Origin of the sequence: Rhizobium sp. FY34 (assembly GCF_005222845.1) — a bacterium.
In the GTDB taxonomy this organism is placed as follows: domain Bacteria; phylum Pseudomonadota; class Alphaproteobacteria; order Rhizobiales; family Rhizobiaceae; genus Neorhizobium.
Map to the genome: position 1 here is coordinate 54,707 of NZ_STFZ01000014.1, position 25,412 is coordinate 80,118.

23 protein-coding genes are annotated in these 25,412 nt (G+C 60.7%); 20 read left to right on the top strand and 3 right to left on the bottom strand.

The genetic code is table 11. The features are described from left to right. Window positions 1–31: 31 nt before the first annotated feature. Genes E8M77_RS11165 through atzF form a run of 4 tightly spaced genes read left to right on the top strand, consistent with a single transcriptional unit; the run spans window position 32 to window position 7,041 of the window. Window positions 32–862, top strand: a complete 831-nt coding sequence (locus tag E8M77_RS11165; RefSeq protein ID WP_137130716.1) for an urea amidolyase associated protein UAAP1 — start codon at window positions 32–34, stop codon at window positions 860–862. Window positions 863–875: 13 nt separating this feature from the next. After that, complete coding sequence (locus E8M77_RS11170) at window positions 876–1,529, top strand: urea amidolyase associated protein UAAP2 (protein ID WP_137130717.1); 654 nt, start codon at window positions 876–878, stop codon at window positions 1,527–1,529. Then, a complete protein-coding gene (locus tag E8M77_RS11175) occupies window positions 1,529–5,245 on the top strand; it encodes a 5-oxoprolinase/urea amidolyase family protein (protein WP_137130718.1) in 3,717 nt (1,238 codons plus the stop codon). Before E8M77_RS11170 ends, E8M77_RS11175 begins: the two co-directional genes overlap by 1 nt. Next, complete coding sequence (gene atzF, locus E8M77_RS11180) at window positions 5,242–7,041, top strand: allophanate hydrolase (protein ID WP_137130719.1); 1,800 nt, start codon at window positions 5,242–5,244, stop codon at window positions 7,039–7,041. The genes E8M77_RS11175 and atzF overlap by 4 nt, the downstream gene beginning before the upstream one ends. A gap of 24 nt (window positions 7,042–7,065) precedes the next feature. Here atzF and E8M77_RS11185 read toward each other — a convergent pair whose 3' ends face one another. Further along, on the bottom strand, window positions 7,066–7,452 hold the full coding sequence (locus tag E8M77_RS11185) for an acyl-CoA thioesterase (RefSeq protein ID WP_137130720.1): 387 nt from the start codon (window positions 7,450–7,452) through the stop codon (window positions 7,066–7,068). Between the two features lie 96 nt (window positions 7,453–7,548). Beyond that, window positions 7,549–8,028, bottom strand: coding sequence for an Lrp/AsnC family transcriptional regulator (locus tag E8M77_RS11190; protein WP_137130721.1), 480 nt, complete (start codon window positions 8,026–8,028; stop codon window positions 7,549–7,551). Between the two features lie 101 nt (window positions 8,029–8,129). Here E8M77_RS11190 and E8M77_RS11195 point away from each other — a divergent pair, with 101 nt between their 5' ends. After that, window positions 8,130–9,581 carry an aminotransferase class V-fold PLP-dependent enzyme gene (locus E8M77_RS11195; RefSeq protein ID WP_137130722.1) on the top strand — a complete coding sequence of 484 codons (1,452 nt, stop codon included), beginning with the start codon at window positions 8,130–8,132 and terminating at the stop codon, window positions 9,579–9,581. 9 nt (window positions 9,582–9,590) lie between these two features. Here E8M77_RS11195 and E8M77_RS11200 read toward each other — a convergent pair whose 3' ends face one another. Continuing rightward, window positions 9,591–10,589 carry a LacI family DNA-binding transcriptional regulator gene (locus tag E8M77_RS11200; RefSeq protein ID WP_137130723.1) on the bottom strand — a complete coding sequence of 333 codons (999 nt, stop codon included), beginning with the start codon at window positions 10,587–10,589 and terminating at the stop codon, window positions 9,591–9,593. A 158-nt stretch (window positions 10,590–10,747) separates the two neighbouring features. Here E8M77_RS11200 and ltnD point away from each other — a divergent pair, with 158 nt between their 5' ends. From ltnD to E8M77_RS11275, 15 genes are all read left to right on the top strand, one after another. Then, window positions 10,748–11,650: an L-threonate dehydrogenase gene (gene ltnD / locus E8M77_RS11205; protein WP_246659223.1), complete on the top strand. Its 903-nt coding sequence runs from the start codon at window positions 10,748–10,750 to the stop codon at window positions 11,648–11,650. Window positions 11,651–11,653: 3 nt separating this feature from the next. Then, on the top strand, window positions 11,654–12,928 hold the full coding sequence (otnK, locus tag E8M77_RS11210; protein WP_137130725.1) for a 3-oxo-tetronate kinase: 1,275 nt from the start codon (window positions 11,654–11,656) through the stop codon (window positions 12,926–12,928). Next, window positions 12,925–13,575, top strand: coding sequence for a 3-oxo-tetronate 4-phosphate decarboxylase (gene otnC, locus E8M77_RS11215; RefSeq protein WP_137130726.1), 651 nt, complete (start codon window positions 12,925–12,927; stop codon window positions 13,573–13,575). The genes otnK and otnC overlap by 4 nt, the downstream gene beginning before the upstream one ends. Beyond that, window positions 13,575–14,339, top strand: coding sequence for a TIM barrel protein (locus tag E8M77_RS11220; RefSeq protein ID WP_137130727.1), 765 nt, complete (start codon window positions 13,575–13,577; stop codon window positions 14,337–14,339). Before otnC ends, E8M77_RS11220 begins: the two co-directional genes overlap by 1 nt. A gap of 152 nt (window positions 14,340–14,491) precedes the next feature. Further along, a complete protein-coding gene (locus E8M77_RS11225) occupies window positions 14,492–15,262 on the top strand; it encodes a FadR/GntR family transcriptional regulator (RefSeq protein ID WP_137130728.1) in 771 nt (256 codons plus the stop codon). 56 nt (window positions 15,263–15,318) lie between these two features. Further along, window positions 15,319–16,305 carry a D-erythronate dehydrogenase gene (gene denD, locus E8M77_RS11230; RefSeq protein ID WP_137130729.1) on the top strand — a complete coding sequence of 329 codons (987 nt, stop codon included), beginning with the start codon at window positions 15,319–15,321 and terminating at the stop codon, window positions 16,303–16,305. Further along, window positions 16,302–17,078, top strand: coding sequence for an SDR family oxidoreductase (locus E8M77_RS11235; RefSeq protein WP_137130730.1), 777 nt, complete (start codon window positions 16,302–16,304; stop codon window positions 17,076–17,078). The genes denD and E8M77_RS11235 overlap by 4 nt, the downstream gene beginning before the upstream one ends. 106 nt (window positions 17,079–17,184) lie before the next feature. Next, a complete protein-coding gene (ugpC, locus tag E8M77_RS11240) occupies window positions 17,185–18,252 on the top strand; it encodes a sn-glycerol-3-phosphate ABC transporter ATP-binding protein UgpC (RefSeq protein WP_137130731.1) in 1,068 nt (355 codons plus the stop codon). 132 nt (window positions 18,253–18,384) lie between these two features. Continuing rightward, window positions 18,385–19,695: an ABC transporter substrate-binding protein gene (locus tag E8M77_RS11245; protein ID WP_137130732.1), complete on the top strand. Its 1,311-nt coding sequence runs from the start codon at window positions 18,385–18,387 to the stop codon at window positions 19,693–19,695. A gap of 88 nt (window positions 19,696–19,783) precedes the next feature. Continuing rightward, entirely contained in the window at window positions 19,784–20,713 is a 930-nt protein-coding gene (locus E8M77_RS11250; RefSeq protein WP_137131085.1) for a sugar ABC transporter permease, read from the top strand. Window positions 20,714–20,727: 14 nt separating this feature from the next. Continuing rightward, entirely contained in the window at window positions 20,728–21,627 is a 900-nt protein-coding gene (locus tag E8M77_RS11255; protein ID WP_137130733.1) for a carbohydrate ABC transporter permease, read from the top strand. Window positions 21,628–21,634: 7 nt separating this feature from the next. Then, on the top strand, window positions 21,635–22,381 hold the full coding sequence (locus E8M77_RS11260; RefSeq protein WP_137130734.1) for an SDR family NAD(P)-dependent oxidoreductase: 747 nt from the start codon (window positions 21,635–21,637) through the stop codon (window positions 22,379–22,381). Between the two features lie 224 nt (window positions 22,382–22,605). Further along, entirely contained in the window at window positions 22,606–23,097 is a 492-nt protein-coding gene (locus E8M77_RS11265) for a TRAP transporter small permease (RefSeq protein ID WP_137130735.1), read from the top strand. Further along, entirely contained in the window at window positions 23,094–24,374 is a 1,281-nt protein-coding gene (locus tag E8M77_RS11270) for a TRAP transporter large permease subunit (RefSeq protein ID WP_137130736.1), read from the top strand. The genes E8M77_RS11265 and E8M77_RS11270 overlap by 4 nt, the downstream gene beginning before the upstream one ends. A gap of 32 nt (window positions 24,375–24,406) precedes the next feature. Further along, window positions 24,407–25,387, top strand: coding sequence for a DctP family TRAP transporter solute-binding subunit (locus tag E8M77_RS11275; RefSeq protein WP_137130737.1), 981 nt, complete (start codon window positions 24,407–24,409; stop codon window positions 25,385–25,387). Window positions 25,388–25,412: the final 25 nt, after the last annotated feature.

Here is a 25,412-nt window from a genome sequence, read left to right on the forward strand (position 1 = left end):
GGGACGACCCGGCCGACATCCACTGGAGATGATGATGCATATCCGACGTTCTGAAGAGGAAATCGCCGCCAACCGGGCGCGTTACGAGGAACACCAGCAACAGGGGCTGAACTCTGCGCCGCAGGCGCTGCCGGGCAAAAGCGAAAAACCCGCGCCGGCGATTGCCGAGGACCGGATCATCCACCGGGAAATCATCCCCGGCGGTTGGTACTGGTCAACCCGCGTGAAGGCAAACGAGGTGCTGCGTATTGCGCTCGACGAGGGCTTCTCGACGCTCTCGCTGATTGCCTGGAACGCAGCCGACACCACCGAGCGGCTGAACCTGCCCGATACGGTGAAGGTGCAGTGGACGACCGGGCTTGGCAAAGGCCGGGTCATCTTTTCCGATATGGGCAAGGTGATGTTCTCCATCGTGGAAGACAGCTGCGGCGCCCATGATGTGCTGATGGGTGGCTCGACGGCCTCTTCCAATGCCAAGAAATACCCCGGTGCCAATGGTCCGGCCCTTCGCAACACGCGTGATAATTTTGTGCTTCTTGCCACCAAGGCCGGTCTCGATAAGCGCGACATTCCGGCAGCGCTCGCGCTCTTTGCCCCCGTGCGTGTCGATGCGGAGGGAAAATTCCTCTGGAGACCGGAGCTTGTGAGCGACGGTGATTACGTGGACCTGCGCGCCGAGATGGACATGATCGTCGGTTTCTCCAACTGCCCGCATCCGCTTGATCCGAACCCGGTCTATGCGCCAAACCCGGTGACCGTCACCCGCCTGTCCGCATCCGAGCCTGTCGCTGATGATCTCTGCCGCACAGCCACCCCCGAAGCCCATCGCGGCTTTGAAAACAACGCATTTGCGGCTCTGTGAGAGGAGAGAAACCATGACCCAGTTCATCCAGACCTCTGCCTCCCGCACGCTGAAGAATACCGTTCAGGACCATTACATCGCTGCCGAAGCGCCGTTTTCGACCGTGGTGAAGAAGGGCCAGATCCTGCGTATCGAGGACACTTACGGCCAGCAGGCCATCGATACGCTGTTTTACAATGCCGATGATTTTTCCGAGCGTTATTCCAGCCAGGACACGATGCGCGAGCAGGGTGCGGCCTATATCTCCACCGGCACGAAGATCCTCTCGTCCGAAGGCCGGGTGATGGCCACTATGACCGCCGATACTTGCGGGCGCCATGATACCTCTGCCGGCGCCTGCTCGTGTGAGAGCAATACCGTGCGCTTTGGCCATTACACGAAATACCTGCATGCCTGCCGCGACAATTTTGTGCTGGAAGTGTCCAAACACGGCATGAGCAAGCGCGATGTGGTCGCCAATATCAACTTCTTCATGAATGTACCGATCGAACCCTCGGGCGAAATGACCATTGTAGACGGCATCTCGGCGCCCGGCGACTATGTGGAGCTGAAGGCGGAGATGGATGTGCTGCTCGTCATTTCCAACTGCCCGCAGATCAACAATCCCTGCAACGGATTTGACCCGACACCGGTGCGCGTGCTCGTCTGGGAGGGTGAGGACGCCTGATGTTTCAAAAAGTCCTGATCGCCAATCGCGGCGAAATCGCCGTGCGGGTCATCCGCACGTTGAAGAAGATGGGCATTGCGTCCGTTGCCGTCTATTCCGATGCCGACCGGTTTTCCAAAGCCGTGCTGATGGCCGATGAGGCCGTGCGGCTCGGCCCGGCCCCGGCGTCCGAAAGCTATCTCAATGTCGAGGCGGTCATTGCCGCCTGCCGTGAGACTGGCGCAGAGGCCGTGCATCCCGGCTACGGGTTCCTGTCGGAGAATATCGGCTTTGCCGAGCGGCTGAAGGCCGAAGGCATTGCCTTCATTGGACCGAGCCCGGAAAACATCGCCGATTTTGGCCTCAAACACACGGCCCGCGCCCTTGCCAGGGCGAGTGGGGTGCCGCTTCTTCCCGGTTCTGACCTGCTGGGAAACCGTGAGGAAGCACTGACCGCAGCTGACGAGATCGGCTATCCGGTGATGCTGAAATCCACCGCCGGCGGCGGCGGTATTGGCATGCAGCTTTGCGATACGCCAGAGGCGCTGGCTGCCGCCTTTGACAGCGTGCAGCGCACGGCGAAATCCAGTTTCGGCGATGCTCGCGTCTATCTGGAACGCTTCGTCTCCAAGGCCCGTCATGTGGAAGTGCAGATCTTTGGCGATGGCAAGGGCCGGGTGATTGCGCTCGGCGAGCGTGATTGTTCGCTGCAGCGGCGAAACCAGAAGGTGATCGAGGAGACGCCGGCGCCCGGCCTCTCCGAGACCGTGCGTTCAAGGCTGCATGCGGCGGCCGTGGCGCTTGGCAAGCAGGTCAATTACGCCTCTGCCGGAACCGTCGAGTTCATCTATGATCCGGCACGCGAGGAGTTCTACTTTCTCGAGGTGAATACCCGCCTCCAGGTGGAACATCCGGTAACGGAAGCCGTGTTTGGCGTCGATCTCGTCGAATGGATGATCGCCCAAGCCGCTGGCGAGGATGTGCTGACCGGCAAGGAAAACCTGGTGCCCAAGGGTGCGGCCATCGAGGCGCGCATCTATGCGGAAATGCCGCATGCCGGCTTTCGTCCCAGCGCCGGCCTGCTGACCGAAGTCGTGTTTCCAGAAGGCGTGCGCGTTGATGGCTGGATCGAGACCGGAACGGAGGTCACGCCTTTCTACGATCCGATGCTCGCCAAGCTGATTGTTGCGGCAGACACACGTGAGGCGGCAATTGCGGCTCTCTCCGATGCGCTGGAAAAAACCGCGCTATCGGGCATCGAGACCAATCTGGATTATCTGAAGGCGATTGCTGCCTCCGATCTGTTCCAGAGCGGCGATGTGGCAACGACGGCGCTGAAAGATTTTCACTTCGTCCCCGACGTGATCGAGGTCGTGGCGCCCGGCGCGCAATCCAGTCTTCAGGAACTGCCGGGCCGGCTCGGCCTCTGGCATGTCGGCGTGCCGCCGTCGGGGCCGATGGATGCGCGCTCGTTCGCCCATGCCAACCGGCTGGTGGGCAATCATGATCATACGGCGGCGCTGGAACTTACCGTCTCCGGCCCGGTGCTGAAATTCTTCTCCGATACGCTCGTGGCGCTTGCGGGGGCCGTGATGCCGATGGTGGTCGATGGCAAGCTCTTGGCCCATGATAGGGCGGTTCTGGTGAAAGCCGGCCAGACGCTGACGATTGGCAGCATTTCCGGCGCCGGCCAGCGGGCTTATCTTGCCGTGGCGGGTGGTTTTGCAGCCCCCGTCGTGCTCGGATCGCGCGCCACATTCGGGCTTGGCCAGTTCGGCGGCAATGCCACCGGCACGCTTCGCGCCGGCCATGTGCTGAGGCTGGCGCGGGCAAATCAGTTCGATGTGAAGCCTGCCGATGAGCCGGCGGAACTGACCCGCGAATGGTCCGTCGGTGTCGTCTATGGTCCGCATGGCGCGCCGGATTTCTTCCTGGAGGAAGATATCGAGACACTGTTTTCGACCGATTACGAGGTGCATTTCAACTCCGCCCGCACCGGCGTGCGCCTCATCGGTCCTGCACCCAAATGGGCGCGCGAGGATGGCGGTGAGGCGGGGCTGCATCCCTCCAACCTGCATGACAATGCCTATGCGATTGGCGCGATCGATTTCACCGGCGATATGCCAATTATTCTCGGGCCGGATGGTCCAAGCCTTGGCGGCTTCGTCTGCCCGGCGGTGATTGCCCGCGACGAGCAGTGGAAGATGGGCCAGTTCAAGCCGGGGGATCGGATAGGGTTTCATCCTGTGGCGCGGCATGGGGATGTTTTTCCGGATTTTGAGCCAGCCATACCCCCCTCTGTCCTGCCGGACATCTCCCCCTCAAGGGGGGAGATTGGCAGAGAAGCACCGTCACCAGTCACAAATCAGACTCACCTTGCTTCCTCGTTCTCGGCCTTTGCGCGTGGCGAGACAGCTGCATCCCTGATCTCCCCCCTTGAGGGGGAGATGTCCGGCAGGACAGAGGGGGGTAAAATCTCCTCTGGCTCCCCCATCCTTGCCACACACACCAGCGGTTCTGTCCCCGTCGTCTATCGCCGCCAGGGCGATGATAATCTCTTGGTCGAATATGGTGAGATGCAGCTGGATATCGCTATCCGCATGCACGTTCACCTGCTGATGCAGGCCGTGCAGGCGGCAAAGCTTCCGGGGTTGATCGATCTGACGCCCGGCATCCGCTCCTTGCAGATCCACTATGACGGCACCACTCTGTCCCGCGCCAAACTGCTGAGGCAGTTGATGGAAATCGAGCAGAACCTGCCGCCGGTCTCAGAGGTGAAGGTGCCGAGCCGCACCGTCTGGCTGCCGCTGTCGTGGAACGATCCTGAAGCCGAACTTGCCATGCGCAAATATCAGGAACTTGTGCGCCCCAACGCGCCCTGGTGCCCGTCGAATATCGAATTCATCCGCCGTATCAATGGTCTGAAAGATGAGCAGGCGGTGAAGGACACGATCTTCAACGCCTCCTATCTGGTGATGGGCCTGGGTGACGTCTATCTCGGCGCGCCGGTGGCGACCCCGCTTGATCCGCGCCACCGGCTGGTGACGACGAAATACAATCCGGCCCGCACCTGGACGCCGGAAAATGCCGTCGGCATCGGCGGCGCCTATATGTGCATCTACGGCATGGAAGGGCCTGGCGGTTACCAGCTGTTCGGCCGGACAATCCAGGTGTGGAATACCTGGCGGCAGACGGATGTTTTTACCGAGGGAAAACCCTGGCTTCTGGATTTCTTCGACCAGATCCGTTTCTTTCCCGTCTCCCATGAGGAGCTGATGGAGGCGCGCGCCGCCTTCCCGCATGGTGGCTATCCCATCCGCATCGAGGAGGGAACTTTCTCCTATGCCGATTACGAGGCCGAGCTTGCGCGCAATGCCGATAGCATCAAGGCCTTCAAGCAGGGCCAGCAGTCAGCCTTCGAGGCGGAACGAAAGCGTTGGAAGGAACAGGGGCTGGATAGCTTTGTCACCGATGAAGGCACTGGCCCCGGTCTTGGCGGTGATATCCCCGCAGGCTGCTTTGGCGTTGAAAGTGCCGTTCCCGGCAATGTCTGGAAACTGCTGGTCGAGGAAGGCCAGGAGGTGAAGGCGGGCGACACGCTGGCCATCATCGAATCCATGAAAATGGAAATCAATGTCACCGCCCATGCGCCGGGAACCGTGAAGGAATTGCGCGCCGGGCCGGGCCGTAACGTCAAGGCCGGCGATGTGCTGGTTGTTCTGGAGGAAGTTCAATGATCCCCGCCATTCTCGATCTCGCCTCGCTGAAGGCACTGTATACAGCCGGACTTTCACCGCTTGATCTCGTGGAAGAGGTGATTGCCCGCCGCAAGGCCTCTGACGATCCGGCGATCTTCATCTCAGAGACGCCGGATGAGGATCTGCGGGCTGCCGCCAAAGCGCTGGTGGAGAAGGCGCCCGAGCCCAACAGCCTGCCCCTCTGGGGCATTCCCTTTGCCGTGAAGGACAATATCGATGCGGCCGGCCTGCCAACAACGGCTGCCTGCCCGGCCTTTGCCTACCAACCGGAAAAGGACGCAATCGTCGTTGCACGCCTGAAGGCTGCCGGCGCGCTTGTCATCGGCAAGACCAATCTCGACCAGTTCGCCACGGGGTTGAACGGCACACGCTCGCCTTATGGTGCGCCGCGCTCGGTGTTTGACAAGGCCTATGTCTCGGGCGGTTCCTCTTCCGGTTCTGCGGTTTCTGTGGCAGCCGGTCTGGCGAGCTTTGCGCTTGGCACCGATACGGCAGGCTCTGGCCGCGTGCCGGCGGCTTTCAACAATCTTGTCGGCATCAAGCCAACGCCGGGTCTGGTGCCGAATGTCGGTGTCGTGCCAGCCTGCCGCAGCGTCGATGTCGTCACCGTCTTTGCTGCAACCGTGGGCGATGGCGTGGCGGTGCGCAAGGTGATGGAGGGCTATGACGCCGCCGATCCGTTCTCGCGCAAGGCCACACCTGCCACGCTGCCGGCACAAGGCCTGCGCATCGGTGTGCTTGCGGGAGCAGAGCGCGAGTTCTTCGGCAATGCCGCCGTTGAAGCGCTTTATGATGCGGCGATCGAGCGGGCGAAATCCTTGGGCGCCACTATCGTGCCATTCGATTATGCGCCGTTTAGGCAGGCCGCCGAACTGCTCTATAATGGTCCCTGGGTGGCCGAGCGTCTGGCGGCGGTGAAGGATTTCATCGCGACCAATGCCGATGATTTCGATCCGACGGTGCGCACCATCATCGAGGGCGCAAAGGCCTATAGCGCGGTGGATGCCTTCGAGGGCCGCTACAGGCTGGAAGCGCTCGGGCAGTTGGTGAAGGCTGAATGGCAGAATCTCGACATTTTGATGCTGCCAACCTCGCCCACCACCTATACGGTTGCGGACATGCAGGCCGATCCGATCGCGAAGAACGGTCATTTCGGACGCTATACAAACTTCGCCAATCTCTATGGCTATGCGGCAATTGCCGTGCCGGCAGGCTTTGGCGAAAACGGTCTGCCAGCCGGCGTTACCCTTGTCGGTCCAGGCTTTTCCGATGATGCGCTGGCCGCCTTTGCCGATGCCATGCATCGCGCCTGCGCATCCGGAATGGGCAAAGACAAGGCGGCCAATCTGCCGGAGGCGTCCAAGGTGGCGCAACCGGATGATGGCCTCGTCACCATCATGGTCGTTGGCGCGCACCTGACCGGCATGCCTTTAAACCACGAATTGACCGGCCCCGGCGGCACTCTGTTGAAGACCTGCCGCACGGCTGGCGATTATCGTCTCTACGTTTTGCCCAACACCACGCCGCCCAAACCCGGTCTGATCCGCGAGCCGGGATTTGCGGGGCTGGGGCTTGAGGTTGAAGTCTGGAAGGTGACGCCGGAGGCCTTCGGGCGTTTCGTGCAGAACATCCCGGCGCCGCTTGGTATCGGCAAGGTGACGCTGGACGATGGCAGCCAAGTCTCCGGCTTTTTGTGCGAACCCTATGCCATTCAAGGTGCGCAGGAGGTGACGGCGCTGGGTGGCTGGCGCGCCTATATCGCCTCTCGCAAATGAGCAGGGATAGGGCGGCTTGCCGCCCTATCCATCCACCGGGCGCGGCTTGCCGTCGAGATCCAGCGCGACCATGATGAAGATCGCGTCCGTCACCTTTTGCCGGGCTTCCGAGAACTGCCGGCGTACCCAGCATTCCACCGAAAGCGTCATGGACGTGCGGCCCACCTGCATGACGGTCGTGTAGATGCACAGTGTGTCGCCCACCTTCACCGGATTGCGGAAAATCATTTCTTTCATGGCTGCGGTCACTGTCCGTCCCTTTGCGCGCTCCGAGGACGCGAGGCCGGCGGCAATATCCATCTGCGCCATCACCCAACCGCCGAAGATATCGCCGGCAGGATTGGCATCGGCGGGCATGGCCAGGGTGCGCAGCGTCAGTTCGCCGCGTGGTTCGTCCAGTCTGTCAGTCATGGCAGTTGTTTCCTTCTCACTGTGCACTGCACAATGAGATGTCGCCTGCGATGCCTCCCGGCAAGCGACATTCCTGCATGGCGGTATTGCGTCAGCTCATAGCCGCGTCAGGTCCGTCGGGCTGTTCTGCATAATGCCTTCCATGGAAAAGAAGCCGGTCACGGTGGAGAAATCGAAATCGGTGATGAGCTTCTGGTAAAAGGCATCATAGCCGCGCATGCCGCGCGTCACCACTTTCAACAGATAGTCCCAATCGCCGCCGATGCGGTAGAAATCCACGACTTCCGGCAGTTTCTCGACATGCTTGCGAAAACTCTCCGCCCATTCCTTGGAATGGTGGCGGGTGCGGATCATCACGAACACGGTCAGATCAAGCCCGAGCGCCGGCAGATCGACGGCGGCCTGCGAACCTTTCAGTACGCCCGTCTCCTGCAGTCGTTGCAGGCGGCGCCAGCAGGCGTTCTGCGACAGGCCGACTTTTTCGGCAAGCTCGCGCTGCGACAGCGAACCCTCTCTTTGCAGGAAGGTCAGGATACGCCGATCAATTGCGTCAATTTTCAGATCTTCTTCGTTCATATGACCCACATAAGCGCTGTTTAACGCAAAGATAGAGGATGAAGTCACACCGGCGCAATGTCTATGCTTGCCGAAAGCCAAATCACAAGGGATCAGTCAGCATGGCAAGCGCAACAACCGGTGCAACGACAACGCTACTGGCGGATTTTCGCGACAGTCTCGCGGTTAGCGAGATCCTATCTGCCTTAAGCGATGGGCTGGTTGGCAAGCACGCCGTGATCGATGGGCCGTTTGGCGAAAAGCCGCTGGTCTATGCCGATTATGTGGCTTCTGGCCGGGCGCTGATGCAGGTGGAAAGCTTCATCCTACAGCAGGTGCTGCCCTTCTATGCCAATAGCCACACGGAAGCCTCCTATTGCGGGGGCATGATGACGCGGCTGCGGCGCGAAGCGCGGGCGCAGATTGCAAGGTGCTGCGGCGCCAATGACCAGCATGCGGTGATCTTTGCCGGATCGGGCGCCACGGCCGGTCTCAACCGGCTTGTCTCTCTGTTTGCCGCTGACAATGGCCGCACACGCGTCATCATCGGTCCCTACGAGCATCATTCCAACATTCTGCCCTGGCGGGAAGCCGGCGCCGATATTGTCGAACTTTGCGAGGCAGCAGGCGGGGGGCCGGATCTGGATGAACTGGAGGCGGTCCTCTCGGCTTCGGCTGGCTTTGCGCAGGTGATCTGTTCGTTTTCCGCCGCCTCCAATGTCACCGGCATCACAACCGATGTGGCGTCCATCACGGCGCAGGTGAAGCGCGCCGGCGCCAAGATCATCTGGGATTATGCCGGCGGTGGGCCTTATCTGCCGATTGCCATGGAGCCGGAAGCGGGCGCCGAAATCGATGCCATCGTTGTTTCGCCGCACAAGTTCATCGGCGGGCCGGGGGCATCCGGCGTGCTGATCGTGCGCCATGATGCCGTGTCGCGCAGCACGCCCACCTGGAGCGGTGGCGGCACGGTGAAATTCGTTTCCTCCACCGCTCATGATTATGCCGACAGCCTGGAGGCCCGCGAAGAGGCCGGCACGCCAAACGTGGTGGGTGATATTCGCGCAGCACTGGCTTTCCTCGTCAAGGATGCGATCGGCGACGCGCTGATGGAGAGCCGCAATGCGGCGCTGACGGCGCAGGCCGTCGCTGCCTGGAAAGACGAGCCCCATATCGAGCTTCTCGGCTCGCTGGATCTTCAGCGTCTGCCGATCTTTTCCTTCCGCATTCGTGACGGACAGGGCGGTTATCTGCACCAGCAACTGGTCACCCGCATGCTGTCTGATCGCTTCGGCATTCAGGCGCGCGGCGGCTGTGCCTGCGCCGGTCCTTACGTGCATCGCCTGCTCAATATCAGCGATGAGGAATCCGCCCGCCTGCGCCAGGCGATCCTGGCCGGTGACGAGATGGAAAAGCCGGGCTTCACGCGGCTCAATTTCTCGGTTCTGCTCTGCCCTGAAAAGGTGGAATTCATCCTGGACAGCGTTCGCACGCTGGCCCGCGATGCTCTTGCGTTGCAGGCCGCCTATAGCTTTGATCCGGCTCGCGCGATCTTCTTTCCGCAGGCCGCGTGAAACTGATCGTTATTCACTACCAAGCGTGATGCGGGGCGTAAATGCCACGATGCGTTCCAGCCGTTCGCGCTCTGGCGTCATTGCCTGCAGCGCAAGCCGCGCCGCCGTCTCGCCCATTTCGCGGCGGGGCGAATGGGAGGTTGCGATGCGAACCGGCAGGGCATCGGCAATCTCCAGCCCGTTGAAGCCGGCAATCAGCAGGCGATCCGGCACGGCAATGCCAAGCTCCATACAGGCAAACACGCCGCCGGCGGCCATGTCGTCATTGGAATAGTAAATACAGTCAAGCTCCGGCGCCTTGAGAAGAAGCGCTCGCGTCAGCCGTTTGCCAAGCGATGGCGAGGAGAAATCAGGTGCCACTTCTTCGGCCTCAAGGCTGAGATCCGCCTGCCGCAGGCTCATCTCGAAACCGCGTTTGCGTTTTGCAGCGCGCAAGTCGCGGCCAAGCCCGCTGCCGACATAGCCGATACGCCGGCGCCCAGTCGTCAGCAATGCGCGTCCCATCGCCTCGCCGGCCGCGCCATGCGACAGGCCGACATTGAAATCCACCGGCTCTCCATCGAGATCCATCAGCTGGACGATCGGAATATCCGCCTGTCTCAGAAGCCGTAACGTTTCGTCCGGCTGGTCGAGACCGGTGACGATCATCGCAGAGGGCCGCCAGGACAGCATATTGCGGATGACCTCCCGTTCCTTATCCGGATCGTAATCGGAAAGGCCGAAGACGGCCTGCATGCCTGTGCCTTCCAGCACGGCGCTGATGCCCGATAGAACCTCCGGGAAAACCACATTCGACAGGGACGGCACGACGACGCCGATCAGGTTGGTGCGCTGGGCAGACAGCGACAATGCCAGCTGGTTGCCGACATAGCCGATGCGCTCGGCGGCCTCGCGCACCTTCAGGATACTGTCCTTGGAGACATCGGCTGCACCGCGCAACGCCCGAGAGGCGGTCATCTTGCTGACGCCCGCAGCGGCGGCCACTTCTTCCAGCGTTGGTCTGCGCATGCGCCGTCCCGGTCCCCTGTTCTGTTGTGCGATCCTAGGCCGGTTCATGGACAAAGCCAAATCGCAGCCTGTTGACAATGCCGCGTGTCTCACTCTACGTTATCGATACCGGTATCGATACCAATTTCTGAGCGCGGCGACCAGAGGGAGGAATGGAAGTGGCGAGCAATCGTATAGCAACCGTGATCGGGCTCGGCTCGATGGGCTGGGGTGCAGCACTATCGCTGCTGCGCGCGGGCTTTTCCGTGAAGGGCGTCGATATCCGCCCCACCGTGCTGGAAGCGTTTCGCGCCGAGGGCGGGCAAGCCTTTGCAACGCCGGCGGAGGCCGGTTCAAGCGATGTTGTCTTCGTTTTCGTCGTCAATTCTTATCAGGCAAACCAAGTCCTCTTCGGTGAGACCGGCGCCCTTTCAACGGCAAGCCCCGGCACGGTATTTCTGCTCTGCGTGACGATGGCGCCCAGCGCAACGCTCGATATCGCGCAGAAGCTCGAAGCGGCCGGCATGCGCGTCATCGATGCGCCGGTCTCCGGCGGGCATGTGAAGGCGCTGTCCGGCGAGATCACCGTCATGGGTTCTGGCGCAGATGATGCCTTTGAGGCAGCACAGGATGCGCTGGATGCCGTGTCTGCCAAGGTTTTCCGGCTGGGAAGCGACATCGGGCTCGGCTCCAAGGTCAAGATGATCAACCAGTTGCTTGCCGGCGTGCATATTGCAGCGGCCGCTGAAGCGCTGACGCTTGCCGCCAAAGTTGGTCTTGACCTGCAGACGGTCTATGACGTTATCAAGGTTTCGGCGGGCTCCTCCTGGATGTTCGAAAATCGCGGGCCGCATATCGTCGATGGCGATTACACGCCGCGCTCGGCCGTTGATATTTTCGTCAAGGATCTCGGCATCGTGACGGGCGAGGCAAAGCAGAACGGTGGCGAGACACCCTTGAGCGCCACGGCTCTTTCCCTTTTCAGCCAGGCATCAGCGGCAGGTCTTGGCCGCGAGGATGATGCGGCGGTTGCCAAGATCCTGGCAAGGATGAGCGGCGTGACCCTGCCGGGCATGGAGTAGGTCATGACTATTCTTCTCGGTGCCATCGCGGATGATTTTACCGGCGCAACCGATCTTGCCGGGCTCCTGGCGCGTAGCGGCTGCCCGGTATCGCTGCGCATCGGCCTGCCGGAAAAGGATGAGCCGAGAGACGGGCTTGCGCCCTTCGAGATCATCGCCCTGAAATGCCGGACTGTTGCCGTCGACGATGCCGTCAGCCAGACGCGCGCGGCGCTCGACTGGCTGGCCCGCCACGGAGCACAGAAATTCTACTGGAAATATTGCTCGACATTCGACAGCACGGACAGAGGCAATATCGGCCCGGTCTCCGAGGCGCTGATGGCAGCGCTTGGCACTGGACAGACCCTCTACTGCCCGGCCTTTCCGGAAAATGGCCGCAGCATTTTCATGGGCCATCTGTTCGTCGGGCAGGATCGGCTCGATGAAAGCCCGATGAAGGATCACCCGCTGACGCCGATGCGCGATTCCAGTCTTCTGCGGCTGCTTGGGCCCCAGGTGAAGGGAAAAGTCGGGCTTGCCAATCGGCTCAGCGTCGCGCGCGGTGCCGATGCGCTGAAGGCCCGGTTTGCCGAGCTGAAAGGGCAGGGGATCGCCCATGTCATTGTCGATGCGGTGGCGGATGAGGATCTCGCAACAATTGCCGAGGCCAGTCTCGATTTTCCTCTCATTACCGGGGGAAGCGCACTTGCCATGCCTTTGCCGGCTCTCTTTGCGCGGGCCGGCCGTCTGTCCTTGACCGGGCAGAGGTTTTCAGCGCCGCCCGTCACAGGCGGACAGATCGTCCTGTCCGGCAGTTGCTCGGCCATGACCCGCCGACAGGTCGCCCATTATGAAGGTCGCGCTGCCTGTTTGCGGCTGGACCCGCTTTTGCTGGATGCCGAAGGAACCGGCGCTGCACTTTTCTGGTTGCGGTCGCAGTCCCCGGATCAGCCGAAACTGATCTATGCCACAGCAGAGCCAGAGGCGGTGCGGGCAGCGCAGGACAGGCTTGGCGTGGAACGTGCCGGCCATCTGATCGAACAGGCGCTCGCCGAACTGGCGCTCGAGGCCTTCCGGCTGGGCGTGCGGCGTTTCGTGGTTGCCGGCGGCGAAACCTCCGGTGCGGTTGCGAGCGCCCTGGGTGTGTCCCGGCTGTCGGTTGGCCGCGAAATTGCGCCGGGCGTGCCGTGGACCTATGCCCGCAAGGATGGCGAACCGGTTGCGCTGGCGCTCAAATCCGGCAATTTCGGCACAGAGGCGTTTTTCAGCGACGCTTTCGATGTTCTGGAGGCCCGATGAGCGAAGAAACACGACTGCGCGACGATATCTGCCGCATGGCAAAATCCCTGTTCGACCGGGGGCTGACCGGCGGTTCCTCCGGCAATATTTCGGCGCGGCTTTCCGATGGCCGCTTGCTGGTTACGCCAACCGGCACATCCTTCGGTAGCCTTGATCCCGCCCGGCTGTCGCTGTTCGATGCAGACGGCCATCTTGCCAGCGGCGACAAGCCGACCAAGGAAATGCCGCTGCATGCCGCATTTTACGAGACGCGACCGGCAAAGACCGGCGCTGTCGTGCATCTGCATTCCTGCCATTCGGTGGCGCTGTCCATGCTGCCGGATGTCGATCCCGACAATATGTTGCCGCCACTCACCGCCTACTCGATTATGAAGCTCGGCAAGGTGAAGCTTCTACCCTATTTCATTCCCGGCGACTCGGCGGTGGGGGATGCCATTCGCGGGCTGGCCGGCCGGCGCTCGGCGGTGATGCTGGCCAATCATGGGCCGGTGGTAGCGGCCAAGGATCTGGAAGCCGCCGTCTATGCGGTGGAGGAGCTGGAGGAGACGGCAAAGCTTGCGCTTCTGACGCGCGGCATGAACCCGCGCCTGCTGAATTTTGCGCAGGTTGCCGAAATCGTCCGAACCTTCGATGTGGAGTGGGACTGATGACGCTGTTTTCCGCCAATCTTGGTTTTCTGTGGCAGGACCTGGCGCTTTCCGATGCCATCCGCGCGGCAAAGGCTGCCGGCTTTGATGCCGTCGAATGCCACTGGCCCTACGCGGTGCCGGCAAAGGAAGTGCGCGCAGCGCTGATCGAAACCGGCTTCACCATGCTGGGGCTCAACACCACGCGCGGCGATGCAGGCGCTGGCGATAACGGACTTTGCGCCATTCCCGGCCGAGAACTCGAGGCAAAGGCCGCCATCCGCGAGGCAATCGCCTATGCGGTGGCAATCGAGACACCCAATGTGCATGTCATGGCGGGCATAGCCGAGGGGCCTGTGGCACAGGCGGTCTTCATCGACAATCTGCGCTATGCCTGCGCGCTGGCTGAAGCGCATGACATCACCATCCTCATCGAACCGCTCAACGCGCGCGATGCGCCGGGCTATTTTCTCGGCACCTCCGTTCAGGCGGTTAAGATCATCGAGGCGGTCGCTGCGCCAAACCTGAAGCTGATGTTCGATTGCTATCATGTGCAGATCATGGAAGGCGATCTCAGCCACAGGCTGGCGCGGTTGATGCCTCTGATCGGCCATGTGCAGATCGCCGCCGTGCCGGATCGCGGCGAGCCGGATTCCGGTGAAATCGACTACCGCCATATCCTCAAGCATCTGGAAAAACTTGGATATCACCGACCGGTTGGCGCCGAGTACCGTCCGCGTTCGACCACCGATGCCGGGCTGTCGTGGATGGAGGCGCTGCGATGAACGCAGCTCTCATTCCTGCCGCGCTGCAGCGACGAATCCGCATTGACCATGCCCCGGCGCACCGCTATCAACATACCCGGTGGTCCGTCCAGCAGACCAGTTGCGATGAAGCAATGCGGGGCTGGGTTGGGACGAAACATGGATGGCGGGGCATGAAGACCGACGGCATTCTGACACAGGTTCCAAACCTCGGTGGCTCGATCACCCGCCAGACGGCGCGCGATGCCGTGGCCGATAAACTCACGACATTGATTGCAACCGGCATGCTGCGTCCCGGAGACGAATTGCCGGGCGAGCGCGAGCTTGCCCATGTGCTGCATGTCAGCCGTGAGACAGTGCGCGGCGCCATCCAGATCCTCGCCGCCAAAGGTTTCATCGAGGTTTCTCAAGGCAGCCGCAGCCGCGTGGCGGATGTGGATCTCAGCCATCTGCCGATCACGATCGCCTCACCGAGCGCCATCGATCGTTATGATCTGGAGGCGGTGCACGGTGCACGCCTGCTGGTGGAACTCGATGTGGTCGGCCAGGCCGTCGATCGCATCACGCAAGACACACTCGACAAGCTTGATGCGCTTCTGGAGGTGCAGCGGCAGGTGGGCGATGACACGATGCGCTTTTTGATCTGCGACCGTGAATTTCATCTGGCGATCTACCGCGCCTGCGGCAATCCGCTACTCTGCGATTTCGTCGTGGATCTCTACGGCTATCTGATGGATCACCGGCGTCATGCCATGGCGATGCCGGGGGCGACTGCCGGAAGCTATGCGGACCATGTGGAGATTGTCGATGCGCTGAAGCGACGCGACAGGGTGGCCGTGGTCGAGGCCTTTCGCCGGCATCTGACGCATATCTATGAGACGACCCGCGACATGGCGGCAAAGCCGGTGCTGGAGGAGCGCCGCACTGTGAATACGACAGCCTGAGTTAAGTCCGTGGGAGCGGGCCGGGCAGATGAGAATGGCAGGGAGGAGCCGAGATTATGCATGTATTGGTGATCGGGGCCGCCGGCATGGTGGGCCGCAAGCTTGTCGAAAAAATCGCCGCCACGCCGGGCATTCTCGGTGGTGAAATCATGCGCCTGACGCTGGCCGATGCCTTTGCGCCGCAGGTGCCGGCCTCACTTGCGCCAATTGCCAAAACCCTCACCGTGGATCTGGCAGCACCGGGCACGGCGGCAATGCTGATCGAAGGCCGGCCGGACATCATCATCCATCTTGCGGCTATCGTGTCTGGCGAGGCTGAGGCCGATTTCGACAAGGGTTATGCGGTCAATCTCGATGGCACGCGCATGCTGTTTGAGGCAATCCGCCAGGAAGGGCTGCGCGAGCCCTATCTGCCGCGCCTCGTATTTGCCTCTTCCATCGCCGTTTTCGGAGCGCCCTTCCATGATGTGATTGAAGAGGAGTTCTTCACCACGCCGCTCACCAGCTATGGCACGCAGAAGGCGATCACCGAACTGCTGCTGGCCGACTATTCCCGCCGTGGCATTTTCGATGGTGTCGGTATCCGCCTGCCAACCATCTGCATTCGGCCGGGCACACCGAACAAGGCTGCCTCCGGCTTCTTTTCCAATATCCTGCGCGAGCCGCTTTCCGGCAAGCAGGCCGTGCTTCCCGTCAGCGAGGATGTGCGCCACTGGTTTGCAAGTCCGCGCTCGGCCGTCGGCTTCTTCGTCCATGCCGCAACAATGGAGACGGGGCCTATCGGCCCGCGCCGCAACCTGACCATGCCGGGCCTTTCGGCGCTGGTGGGCGAAGAGATCGAGGCTTTGCGGCGCGTTGCAGGGAATAAGGCGGTGACTTTGATCCGCCGCGAGCCCGATGCGGGTATTGCCAAGATCGTGGCCGGCTGGCCGACGAATTTCGATGCCAGCCGCGCGGAAGGCCTTGGTTTCAAGGCCGAGACGACATTCGACGAGATTATCCGGATCCATATTGAAGACGAATTGGGAGGCAGAATGGCATGACCCTGGCAGACGGCAATAAGACCGCAGCAATCGCGCTGGTAACGGGTGGCGGAACCGGCGTTGGCAGGGCCATCGCCACGGCATTGGCTGAGGCCGGCTACCAGGTGGTAATTTCCGGGCGGCGCAGCGATGTGCTGAAGGCGGCAGCCGAAGACATTGCAGCTAAAACCGGTGGTCGCGTGGAAGCGATGACGGCGGATGTTGGCGACCCGGCCTCGGTAAAGGCCCTGTTCGATGGGATTGTCGAAAGCTTCGGGCGGCTTGATCTGCTGGTCAACAATGCCGGTATCAGCGCGCCGGGCGTGCCGATGGAAGACATCACGTTCGAACAATGGAGTGCGGTGCTGGGTGCCAATCTCACCGGGGCGTTTCTGTGCACGCAAGCTGCCTTCCGCATCATGAAGGCGCAAAGCCCGCGCGGTGGCCGCATCATCAACAATGGTTCGATTTCTGCCACCACGCCGCGGCCCAATTCCGCACCCTATACGGCCACCAAGCACGCCATATCGGGTCTGACCAAATCGACGGCGCTTGACGGGCGCAATTTCGATATCGCCTGCGGCCAGATCGATATCGGCAATGCCGGGACCGACATGACGCAGAAGATTGCCGCCGGCGTCATCCAGGCCAACGGCTCGATTGCCGCCGAACCGACGATCGATCCGGCGCATATTGCCAATGCCGTCACCTATATGGCGAGCCTTCCGCTCGATGCGAATGTGCTGACCATGACGGTGATGGCAACGAAAATGCCCTTTGTCGGTCGCGGATAGGCGACCGAACGCCTGCCTTTCGGCGGTCCTGCGGCGTTGAGGAGCCCGCAGGATCACCGAGATGCAGATCAATAGACATTCAGCATTGCACTCTGGGAGGAGACGCATGGCCACTGTTCAATTTGCCGAGGTGAAGAAATCCTTCGGCGCTTTCCCCGTCATCAAGGGCGTCAATATTGATATTGAGGATGGGGAATTCGTCATCCTTGTCGGGCCGTCCGGCTGTGGCAAGTCCACGCTATTGCGCATGCTGGCGGGGCTGGAAAACATTTCCGGCGGCGAGATCCGCATCGGCGGGCGCACGGTCAACAGCCTGCCGCCCAAGGAACGCGATATCGCCATGGTATTCCAGAACTATGCGCTCTATCCGCATATGACGGTGGCCAAGAATATGGCGTTTTCGCTGATGCTCGCCTCTGCCTCGCAGGCAGAGATCGACAAGCGCGTCAATTATGCCGCCGGCATTCTCGGCCTCATGCCACTGCTTGATCGCTATCCGCGGCAATTGTCCGGCGGCCAGCGCCAGCGCGTCGCCATGGGGCGCGCCATCGTGCGCGATCCACAGGTCTTCCTGTTTGACGAGCCTTTGTCGAACCTCGATGCCAAGCTGCGCGTCGCCATGCGCGCCGAGATCAAGGAACTGCATCACCGGCTTAAGACCACGACCGTCTATGTCACGCATGACCAGATCGAGGCCATGACCATGGCCGACAAGATCGTCGTCATGCATGATGGGCGTGTCGAGCAGATCGGCACGCCGCTGCAGCTCTATGACTTTCCCAACAATCTCTTCGTTGCCGGCTTCATAGGCTCGCCGGCGATGAACATGGTCAAGGGGCGTCTGGACCCGGCAAACCCGCAGGTCTTCGTGGCGGTGGATGGCACCCGGCTGCCTCTGCCGAAGGGCTTTCCCTCATCCGTCGGCAAGCCTCTCGTCTATGGTTTGCGGCCTGAATATATCCGCCTCGACGCCAGCGGTTATCGCGCAGAGGTTGTGGTGATCGAACCCACCGGCTACGAGACGCAGATCGTCGTCAATTTCGGCGGATCGGAAATCACCTGCGTCTTTCGCGAGCGTGTCGAGGTGCGCCCCGGCGAGGCGATCACGATCGCTATCGACCCGCAATTCGTCCACCTGTTTGACGAGGAGAGCGGCATGCGGCTTCTCGCATGATCAAGACGGCATTGCCGGCGGAGGAGGAGCCTCCGGCCGTGCCCAGATCCAGCAGTGCATGAGATCTCGGCATTCGCCGGCGGGACAGCGGGTGCCACGCAAGGAGCGTCCCGATTTGGAGGAGGAGCATTCATGACCATCAAGAGAAGAACATTCCTGGCCGGTACCGCCGGTCTTGTCGGTGCCTCGGGCCTGACGGGCCTCGGGCTGCGGCCCGTTCAGGCGGCAGAACCGGCCTACAAGCCGGAAGCTGGCGCTAGCCTGCGCATGCTGCGCTGGTCTCCCTTCGTCAAGGGTGATGAGGAAGCCTGGCTTGCCAATACCAAGAAGTTCACCGAGGCAACCGGTGTGGAAGTGCGCATCGACAAGGAAAGCTGGGAGGATATCCGCCCGAAGGCTGCCGTTGCTGCCAATGTCGGTTCCGGTCCAGACCTTGTGATGTGCTGGTTCGATGATGCGCACCAGTATCCCGACAAGCTGGTGGATCTCACCGAGCTTGGCACCTATCTCGACGGCAAATATGGCGGCTTTTACGAGGGCGTGAAGGGTTATGCCACGCGCGAGGGCAAGTTCATCGCCATGCCGCTGACGGCGATCGGCAATGCCGTCGTTTACCGCGACAGCCATGTGAAGGCGGCCGGCTTCAGCGAGTTCCCGAAGGATACCAAGGGCTTCTTGGAGCTTGCCAAGGCGATGAAGGCCAAGGGCACGCCCGCCGGCTTCCCGCATGGCAAGGCTGTCGGCGATGGCAACAACTATGCCCATTGGCTGCTGTGGAGCCATGGGGGGAAGATGGTGGACGAGAGCGGAAAGGTTGCCATCAACTCGGCTGAAACGCGCGCAGCCCTTGCCTATGCCAAGGAGCTTTACGCGACCTTCATTCCGGGCACGGAAAGCTGGCTCGACATCAACAACAACCGTGCATTCCTTGCCGGTCAGGTGTCGCTGACAGCCAATGGCGTGTCGATCTATTACGCCGCCAAGAACGATCCGAAACTGGCCGAAATCACCGCCGATATGCGCAGCACGAACTTCCCCATCGGTCCGGTCGGCAAGAGCATCGAACTGCACCAGACAAGTTCGATGGTGCTGTTCAAGCATACGAAATATCCGGAAGCGGCCAAGGCCTATATCAAGTTCATGATGGAAGCCGACCAGATGAATGCCTGGCTGAAGGGAGCCAGTGCCTATTGCTGCCAGCCGTTGAAGGCCTTTGCCAACAATCCGGTCTGGACGGAAAACCCGATCCACGCGCCCTATGCGCGTGCGTCTGAAACGCTGCGGCCGAACGGCTATGCCGGTCCGCTCGGCTATGCCTCGGCGGCCGTCATGGCCGATTATGTGCTCGTCGACATGTTCGCTTCGGTGGTGACCGGAGCGGCAACGCCCGATGACGCGATTGCCGCCGCCGAAAAGCGTGCCAACCGCTACTACCGCGTCTGACATCGCCACGTCTCGGGATACGGGCAAGGCCCCGTATCCCGTTTCGAGCCCCTGTTTCTGGAGTCCGATCCCCATGACGATGACACCTATGACGGAACATAGCTTGCCGCAGCGATCCCTTTGGTCGCGCATGACCAACAATCGCGACGTGCTGGGCTTTCTCTTCATGTTGCCGGCTGCCGTTTTCCTCCTCTGCTTTCTAACCTATCCGCTGGGGTTGGGCGTCTGGCTCGGCTTTACCGATACGACCATCGGACGTGACGGCGTGTTTGTCGGCCTGGAGAACTACGGGTTTCTCTGGGATGACGGCGTATTCTGGCTCTCGGTGTTCAACACTATCCTCTATACGACGGTCGCCTCGCTCTTGAAATTCGCGCTTGGCCTCTGGCTGGCGCTGCTCTTGAACGAGCACCTGCCGTTCAAATCCTTCTTTCGCGCCATCGTGCTTCTGCCCTGGGTCGTGCCGACGGTGCTGTCGGCACTCGCCTTCTGGTGGATCTACGACGCGCAGTTCTCCATCATTTCCTGGTCGCTGATGAAAATGGGGCTTATCGATACGCCGATCAATTTCCTCGGCGATCCCAATGCCGCGCGTGCTTCGGTGATTGCCGCCAATGTCTGGCGTGGCATTCCTTTCGTCGCCATCTCGCTGCTTGCCGGCCTGCAAACCATTCCGGCCTCGTTGCAGGAGGCCGCCTCTCTCGATGGCGCCACCAGCTGGCAGCGCTTCCGCCATGTGACGCTGCCGATGCTGACGCCGATCATTGCCGTCGTCATGACCTTTTCGGTACTCTTCACCTTTACCGATTTCCAGCTGATCTACGTGCTGACCAAGGGCGGGCCAGTCAATGCCACGCATCTGATGGCCACATTGTCCTTCCAGCGCGCCATTCCCGGCGGGCAGCTGGGCGAGGGGGCGGCGATTGCCGTTGCCATGATCCCCTTCCTGCTTGCCGCCATCATGTTTTCCTTCTTCGGGTTGCAGCGCCGCAAGTGGCAGCAGGGCGGGGGCGACTGACCATGGAGACTACCATGAACACCAAGGTTCCAGCATCCGATGCGCCGTTGACCGATGACAGCCAGGGCATGTCCTATCTCAACCGCCTGCCGCGCCGGGTGGTGACGGTCTATCTGCCCATGGCCGTCTTTGTCTTCGTGCTTCTGTTTCCCTTCTACTGGATGGCGATTACCTCGGTGAAGCCAAACTCCCAGCTGACGGACTACGAGAATTACAGCCCCTTCTGGGTGGTCGATGCGACGCTCGACCATATCAAATATCTGCTGTTTGAGACCTCCTATCCCGGCTGGTTGTGGAACACGATGCTGGTAGCAACCGCCTCCACGGCGCTGTCGCTGTTTGCCTCGGTCTTTGGCGCCTATGCCATCGAGCGCATCCGCTTTACCGGTTCGCGTTCCGTCGGCCTCTTGATTTTCCTCGCCTATCTGGTGCCGCCGTCGATCCTTTTCATTCCGCTCGCCTTCATCGTCTTCAAGATCGGCATCTATGACAGCCGCATGGCGCTGATCTTCACCTATCCGACCTTCCTCATTCCCTTCTGCACCTGGCTGCTGATGGGCTATTTCCGCTCAATCCCCTTCGAGCTGGAAGAAAGCGCTTTGGTGGATGGCGCCAGCCGCTGGCAGATCCTGACTAAGATCATCCTGCCGCTCGCCGTGCCGGGCCTGATTTCGGCGGGCATCTTCGCCTTCACGCTGTCGTGGAACGAGTTCATCTATGCGCTCACCTTCATCCAGTCCTCGGAGAACAAGACGGTACCGGTCGGCGTGCTGACCGAACTGGTGCGCGGCGATATCTTCGAATGGGGATCGCTGATGGCCGGCGCCCTGTTCGGCTCGCTGCCCGTCGTCATCCTCTATTCGTTCTTTGTCGATTACTACGTCTCGTCGATGACCGGCGCCGTGAAGGAATAGGCAGGCCATGAACCATTATGATCTTTCCGGCGAGCATGCCGTGGTCACCGGCGGTGCTCAAGGCCTGGGCTTTGCCATGGCCCGGCGGTTCATCCAATCCGGTGCAAGCGTCACGCTCTGGGACATGCATGCCGAGCTTTTGGCGGAGGCGAGAGCCTCGCTCGGTGAAAGGACCCGCACGGTAACGGTGGATATCACCGATTATTCAGCCGTCGAGGCGGCCCATGCGGCAAGCGAGGCGGAGATGGGCCCTGTCTCCATCCTGGTGAATTCCGCCGGCATTGCCGGGCCGGCAGCACCGCTCGATGCCTATGATGTCGCCATGTTCAGAACGATCATCGACATAAACCTGATCGGCACCTTCCATGTGAACCGCGTCGTGGTGCCGGGCATGAAGGCCCGCAATTACGGGCGCATCGTCAACATTGCCTCGATTGCCGGCAAGGAGGGCAATCCGAACGCGTCTGCCTATTCCGCTTCCAAGGCGGGCGTGATCGGGCTGACCAAATCGCTCGGCAAAGAACTGGCGGGCTTCGATATTGCCGTCAATTGCATCACGCCGGCCACGGCCCAGACCCGCATCCTTGAACAACTCTCCGAGGAGTTCATCGAGTACATGCGCGGAAAAATCCCGCGTGGCCGGTTCCTGAAGGTGGAAGAGGCGGCATCCATGGTCGCCTGGCTGGTGTCGCGGGAAAACAGCTTTACCACGGGCGCCGTGTTTGACCTGTCCGGCGGACGCGCAACCTATTGATCGAACAAGGTTCTCCAAGAGCAGCGGCTGTCCCTCATCTTCGGGCGGCTGCTCTTTTATGTGCGTGACCTCTGACGCAAACGGGCCATCTTCACACCTTTGATTTTATCGCAGTGCAACGCTTGACGCCTTTGAATGTTATCGATAACAATTTACCTCAAGTGAGTGGAGTCACTGCTGTCGTCACTAAATGACACAGCCGGGAGAAATGGGGGAGGAGTGCCATGGGCCGACTTTTGTCGTTCCTTTGGACCTGGATCGATATCATGATGGCGATCCTGATGGCGGCGATGATCGCCTTGGTCTTTACCAATGTCGTGATGCGCTACGGGTTTTCGTCGGGCCTGCGGGTCTCGGTTGAGCTGTCCCGGCTGGCATTTGTCTGGATCGTCATGATCGGTGCCGTGTCTGCATTGAAGCGGGGCGAACATCTGGGCATGCCGGAAGTCGCCGAGAAGTATTTTCCCCGCTGGTTGCCTTGGCTGAACAGGTTGAGCTGGCTGGTGGTGCTGGGAACCTCCATGATGCTCGTCATTGGTTCGTGGCGGGTTACGGTATCCAATTGGGTCAATATATCGCCCCTGACCGGTTTGCCGCTGGGTCTCTTCTATCTTTCAGGTGTGGTTTCCGGTGTCGCCATGGTGGTGATCGCAATCATGCGTCTCGTCAATCCGGCATCCGGCCAATTGGCTCGCCATGACGGAGACGTGGCATGACGCTTTTCATTTTCATTACGGTTCTGATCGTCGCCATTCTGCTCGGCATTCCCGTAGCATTTGCACTGCTGCTTTCGGCTGTTGCCATGATGCTTCAGATGAATCTGTTCAGCGTGGACATCCTGGCGCAGTCGCTCATCAATGGTGTCGACAGTTTCACGCTGCTTGCCATTCCCTTCTTTCTTGTCGCAGGCGAAGTCATGTCGCGGGGCGGCCTGTCCGCCCGTATTGTCGGCCTCGCCATGACGCTGGTCGGCCATCGCAAGGGCGGGCTTGGCTATGTTGCCATCTTCACCTCCATCGTGCTGGCTGGCCTGTCGGGCTCAGCGGTGGCAGATGCGGCGGCACTCGTCTCCATCCTTTATCCGATGATGAAGAAGGCTGGCTACCCGCAGGAAACCAGTTTGGGCCTGCTTGCGTCTGGCGGCCTTATTGCGCCTGTCATTCCACCCTCCCTACCGCTCATCCTCATCGGCGTCGCGGGCAACATTTCCATCGGCAAGCTGCTGATCGGTGGCATCGTTCCCGGCCTGATGATGGGTCTGACGCTGGTTGTCGTGTGGTGGTTCATCGTGCGCAAGGAAAAGCTCGTGGTGATGGAAAAGGCGTCCTGGCCTGCGCGGGGCAAAGCGCTCAAGGAGAGTTTCTGGGCCCTGCTCTTGCCGGTCATCATCATCGGCGGCATTCGCAGCGGTGTCTTTACTGCCACGGAAGCGGCGGTGGTTGCGGCCGTCTATGCCATCATCGTATCGATGTTCATTTATCGCGAAATGAAGTGGATCGATCTCTACCATACGCTGGTCGCTGCAGTGGGTACGACGGCGATGGTGATGTTCTTGGTCGGTGCTGCAATGGTCGTCTCCTGGCTGATCACGGTCGCGCAATTGCCTCAACAGCTCGCCGGGCTGCTGGAACCCTTCCTCGACAGCCCCCGCACATTGATGGCGATCATCATGATCATCGTCTTCATCGTGGGCACAGCCATGGATCTCAGCCCAACGGTCCTGATCCTCGTGCCGCTGTTCATGCCGGTCATCAAGATTGCCGGTATCGATCCGGTCTATTTTGGCCTGATGTTCGTCATCAACTGCTCTATCGGGCTCATCACGCCGCCGGTCGGCACTGTCTTGAACGTGATATGCGGGGTTGGCGGCACCACGATGTCAGCTGCCATGCGGGGGCTTATGCCCTTCCTGATTGCCTATACCGTGCTTCTGGCCCTGTTCGTGATCTTTCCCGAACTCATAACCTATCCGCTTCAGTTCATGTTGAAGTGAAGCAAGTGACTTCAATCCTGGGAGGACCCTACATGCAGACATTCTTCAAATCTGTCGGGCTGTGCGCCGCGCTTCTCGTCAGTACAGCGCTGTCAGCCTCTGCCGAAACGCAGCTGAAGCTTGCCCATGCCGCACCGGAGGGCGATCTCCAGCAAACTATGTCGATCTATTTCAAGGAGCAGGTGGAGGCCCGCTCCAAGGGCGCGATCAAGGTCACCATCTTTCCGCAGGGACAGCTGGGCAATGATGCCCAGATGATCGATGGCGCGCGGTCCGGCATTGTCGACATCACGATTTCCGGCCTCAACAATTTCACCGGACTGGTGCCACAGGCCGGCGTGTTCGAACTTCCCTTCATCTTCCCGACGCGACAGGTCGCCTATAAGGTTCTCGATGGCGAGATCGGCCAGGGCATTTCCGCCCAGTTCACCAAGCATGGCCTGACGGTGCTCGGCTATCCGGAAAACGGCTATCGCAACATCACCAACAACAATGGCCCGATCCGCAAGCCCGACGATCTGAAGGGCCTGCAGATGCGCGTCAACAATTCACGCGCCCTGAACGACATGTTCTCGCTGCTGGGCGCCAATCCGCAGCAGATCCCGGTTGCCGAGCTCTATACCGCGCTGGAAACCGGGGTTGTCGATGCGCAGGATCATCCAGTCGGCATCGTCGTTTCATTCAAGTTCAACGAGGTGCAGAAATATCTGTCGCTCACCCAGCACGCCTATTCGCCGCTTGCCATGGTGATGAACAGTGAGAACCTGAAGGGCCTGAGTGCCGACGAGCAGAAGATCATCACCGAAGTGGCGAAGGAAGCTGTGGCCAAGCAGCGTGAGATGAATATTGCCAAGGAAGAGGGCATGCTCGCGACGCTGGAAAAGGAAGGCATGCAGGTCAATCGGGATGTGGATGCGGCAGCCTTCCAGGCAGCCGTGCGCCCGGTCTGGGATGGTTTCATCAAGGCGAATGGCGACACGCTGGTCAACCAGATCGTTGCCGCCTCGAAGTAAGCAGGCTCGTTGACTTATGAAAATG

Coding starts and splice junctions, on each gene's coding strand:
- E8M77_RS11185 (WP_137130720.1), bottom strand. CDS start 7,452: ATGACTGACAGACTGGACGAACCACGCGGCGAACTGACGCTGCGCACC.
- atzF (WP_137130719.1), top strand. CDS start 5,242: ATGATCCCCGCCATTCTCGATCTCGCCTCGCTGAAGGCACTGTATACA.
- E8M77_RS11175 (WP_137130718.1), top strand. CDS start 1,529: ATGTTTCAAAAAGTCCTGATCGCCAATCGCGGCGAAATCGCCGTGCGG.
- E8M77_RS11170 (WP_137130717.1), top strand. CDS start 876: ATGACCCAGTTCATCCAGACCTCTGCCTCCCGCACGCTGAAGAATACC.
- otnK (WP_137130725.1), top strand. CDS start 11,654: ATGACTATTCTTCTCGGTGCCATCGCGGATGATTTTACCGGCGCAACC.
- E8M77_RS11225 (WP_137130728.1), top strand. CDS start 14,492: ATGAAGACCGACGGCATTCTGACACAGGTTCCAAACCTCGGTGGCTCG.
- E8M77_RS11165 (WP_137130716.1), top strand. CDS start 32: ATGATGCATATCCGACGTTCTGAAGAGGAAATCGCCGCCAACCGGGCG.
- denD (WP_137130729.1), top strand. CDS start 15,319: ATGCATGTATTGGTGATCGGGGCCGCCGGCATGGTGGGCCGCAAGCTT.
- E8M77_RS11250 (WP_137131085.1), top strand. CDS start 19,784: ATGACGGAACATAGCTTGCCGCAGCGATCCCTTTGGTCGCGCATGACC.
- E8M77_RS11195 (WP_137130722.1), top strand. CDS start 8,130: ATGGCAAGCGCAACAACCGGTGCAACGACAACGCTACTGGCGGATTTT.
- ugpC (WP_137130731.1), top strand. CDS start 17,185: ATGGCCACTGTTCAATTTGCCGAGGTGAAGAAATCCTTCGGCGCTTTC.
- E8M77_RS11275 (WP_137130737.1), top strand. CDS start 24,407: ATGCAGACATTCTTCAAATCTGTCGGGCTGTGCGCCGCGCTTCTCGTC.
- E8M77_RS11245 (WP_137130732.1), top strand. CDS start 18,385: ATGACCATCAAGAGAAGAACATTCCTGGCCGGTACCGCCGGTCTTGTC.
- E8M77_RS11190 (WP_137130721.1), bottom strand. CDS start 8,028: ATGAACGAAGAAGATCTGAAAATTGACGCAATTGATCGGCGTATCCTG.
- E8M77_RS11265 (WP_137130735.1), top strand. CDS start 22,606: ATGGGCCGACTTTTGTCGTTCCTTTGGACCTGGATCGATATCATGATG.
- E8M77_RS11235 (WP_137130730.1), top strand. CDS start 16,302: ATGACCCTGGCAGACGGCAATAAGACCGCAGCAATCGCGCTGGTAACG.
- E8M77_RS11255 (WP_137130733.1), top strand. CDS start 20,728: ATGAACACCAAGGTTCCAGCATCCGATGCGCCGTTGACCGATGACAGC.
- E8M77_RS11220 (WP_137130727.1), top strand. CDS start 13,575: ATGACGCTGTTTTCCGCCAATCTTGGTTTTCTGTGGCAGGACCTGGCG.
- E8M77_RS11270 (WP_137130736.1), top strand. CDS start 23,094: ATGACGCTTTTCATTTTCATTACGGTTCTGATCGTCGCCATTCTGCTC.
- E8M77_RS11260 (WP_137130734.1), top strand. CDS start 21,635: ATGAACCATTATGATCTTTCCGGCGAGCATGCCGTGGTCACCGGCGGT.
- E8M77_RS11200 (WP_137130723.1), bottom strand. CDS start 10,589: ATGCGCAGACCAACGCTGGAAGAAGTGGCCGCCGCTGCGGGCGTCAGC.
- otnC (WP_137130726.1), top strand. CDS start 12,925: ATGAGCGAAGAAACACGACTGCGCGACGATATCTGCCGCATGGCAAAA.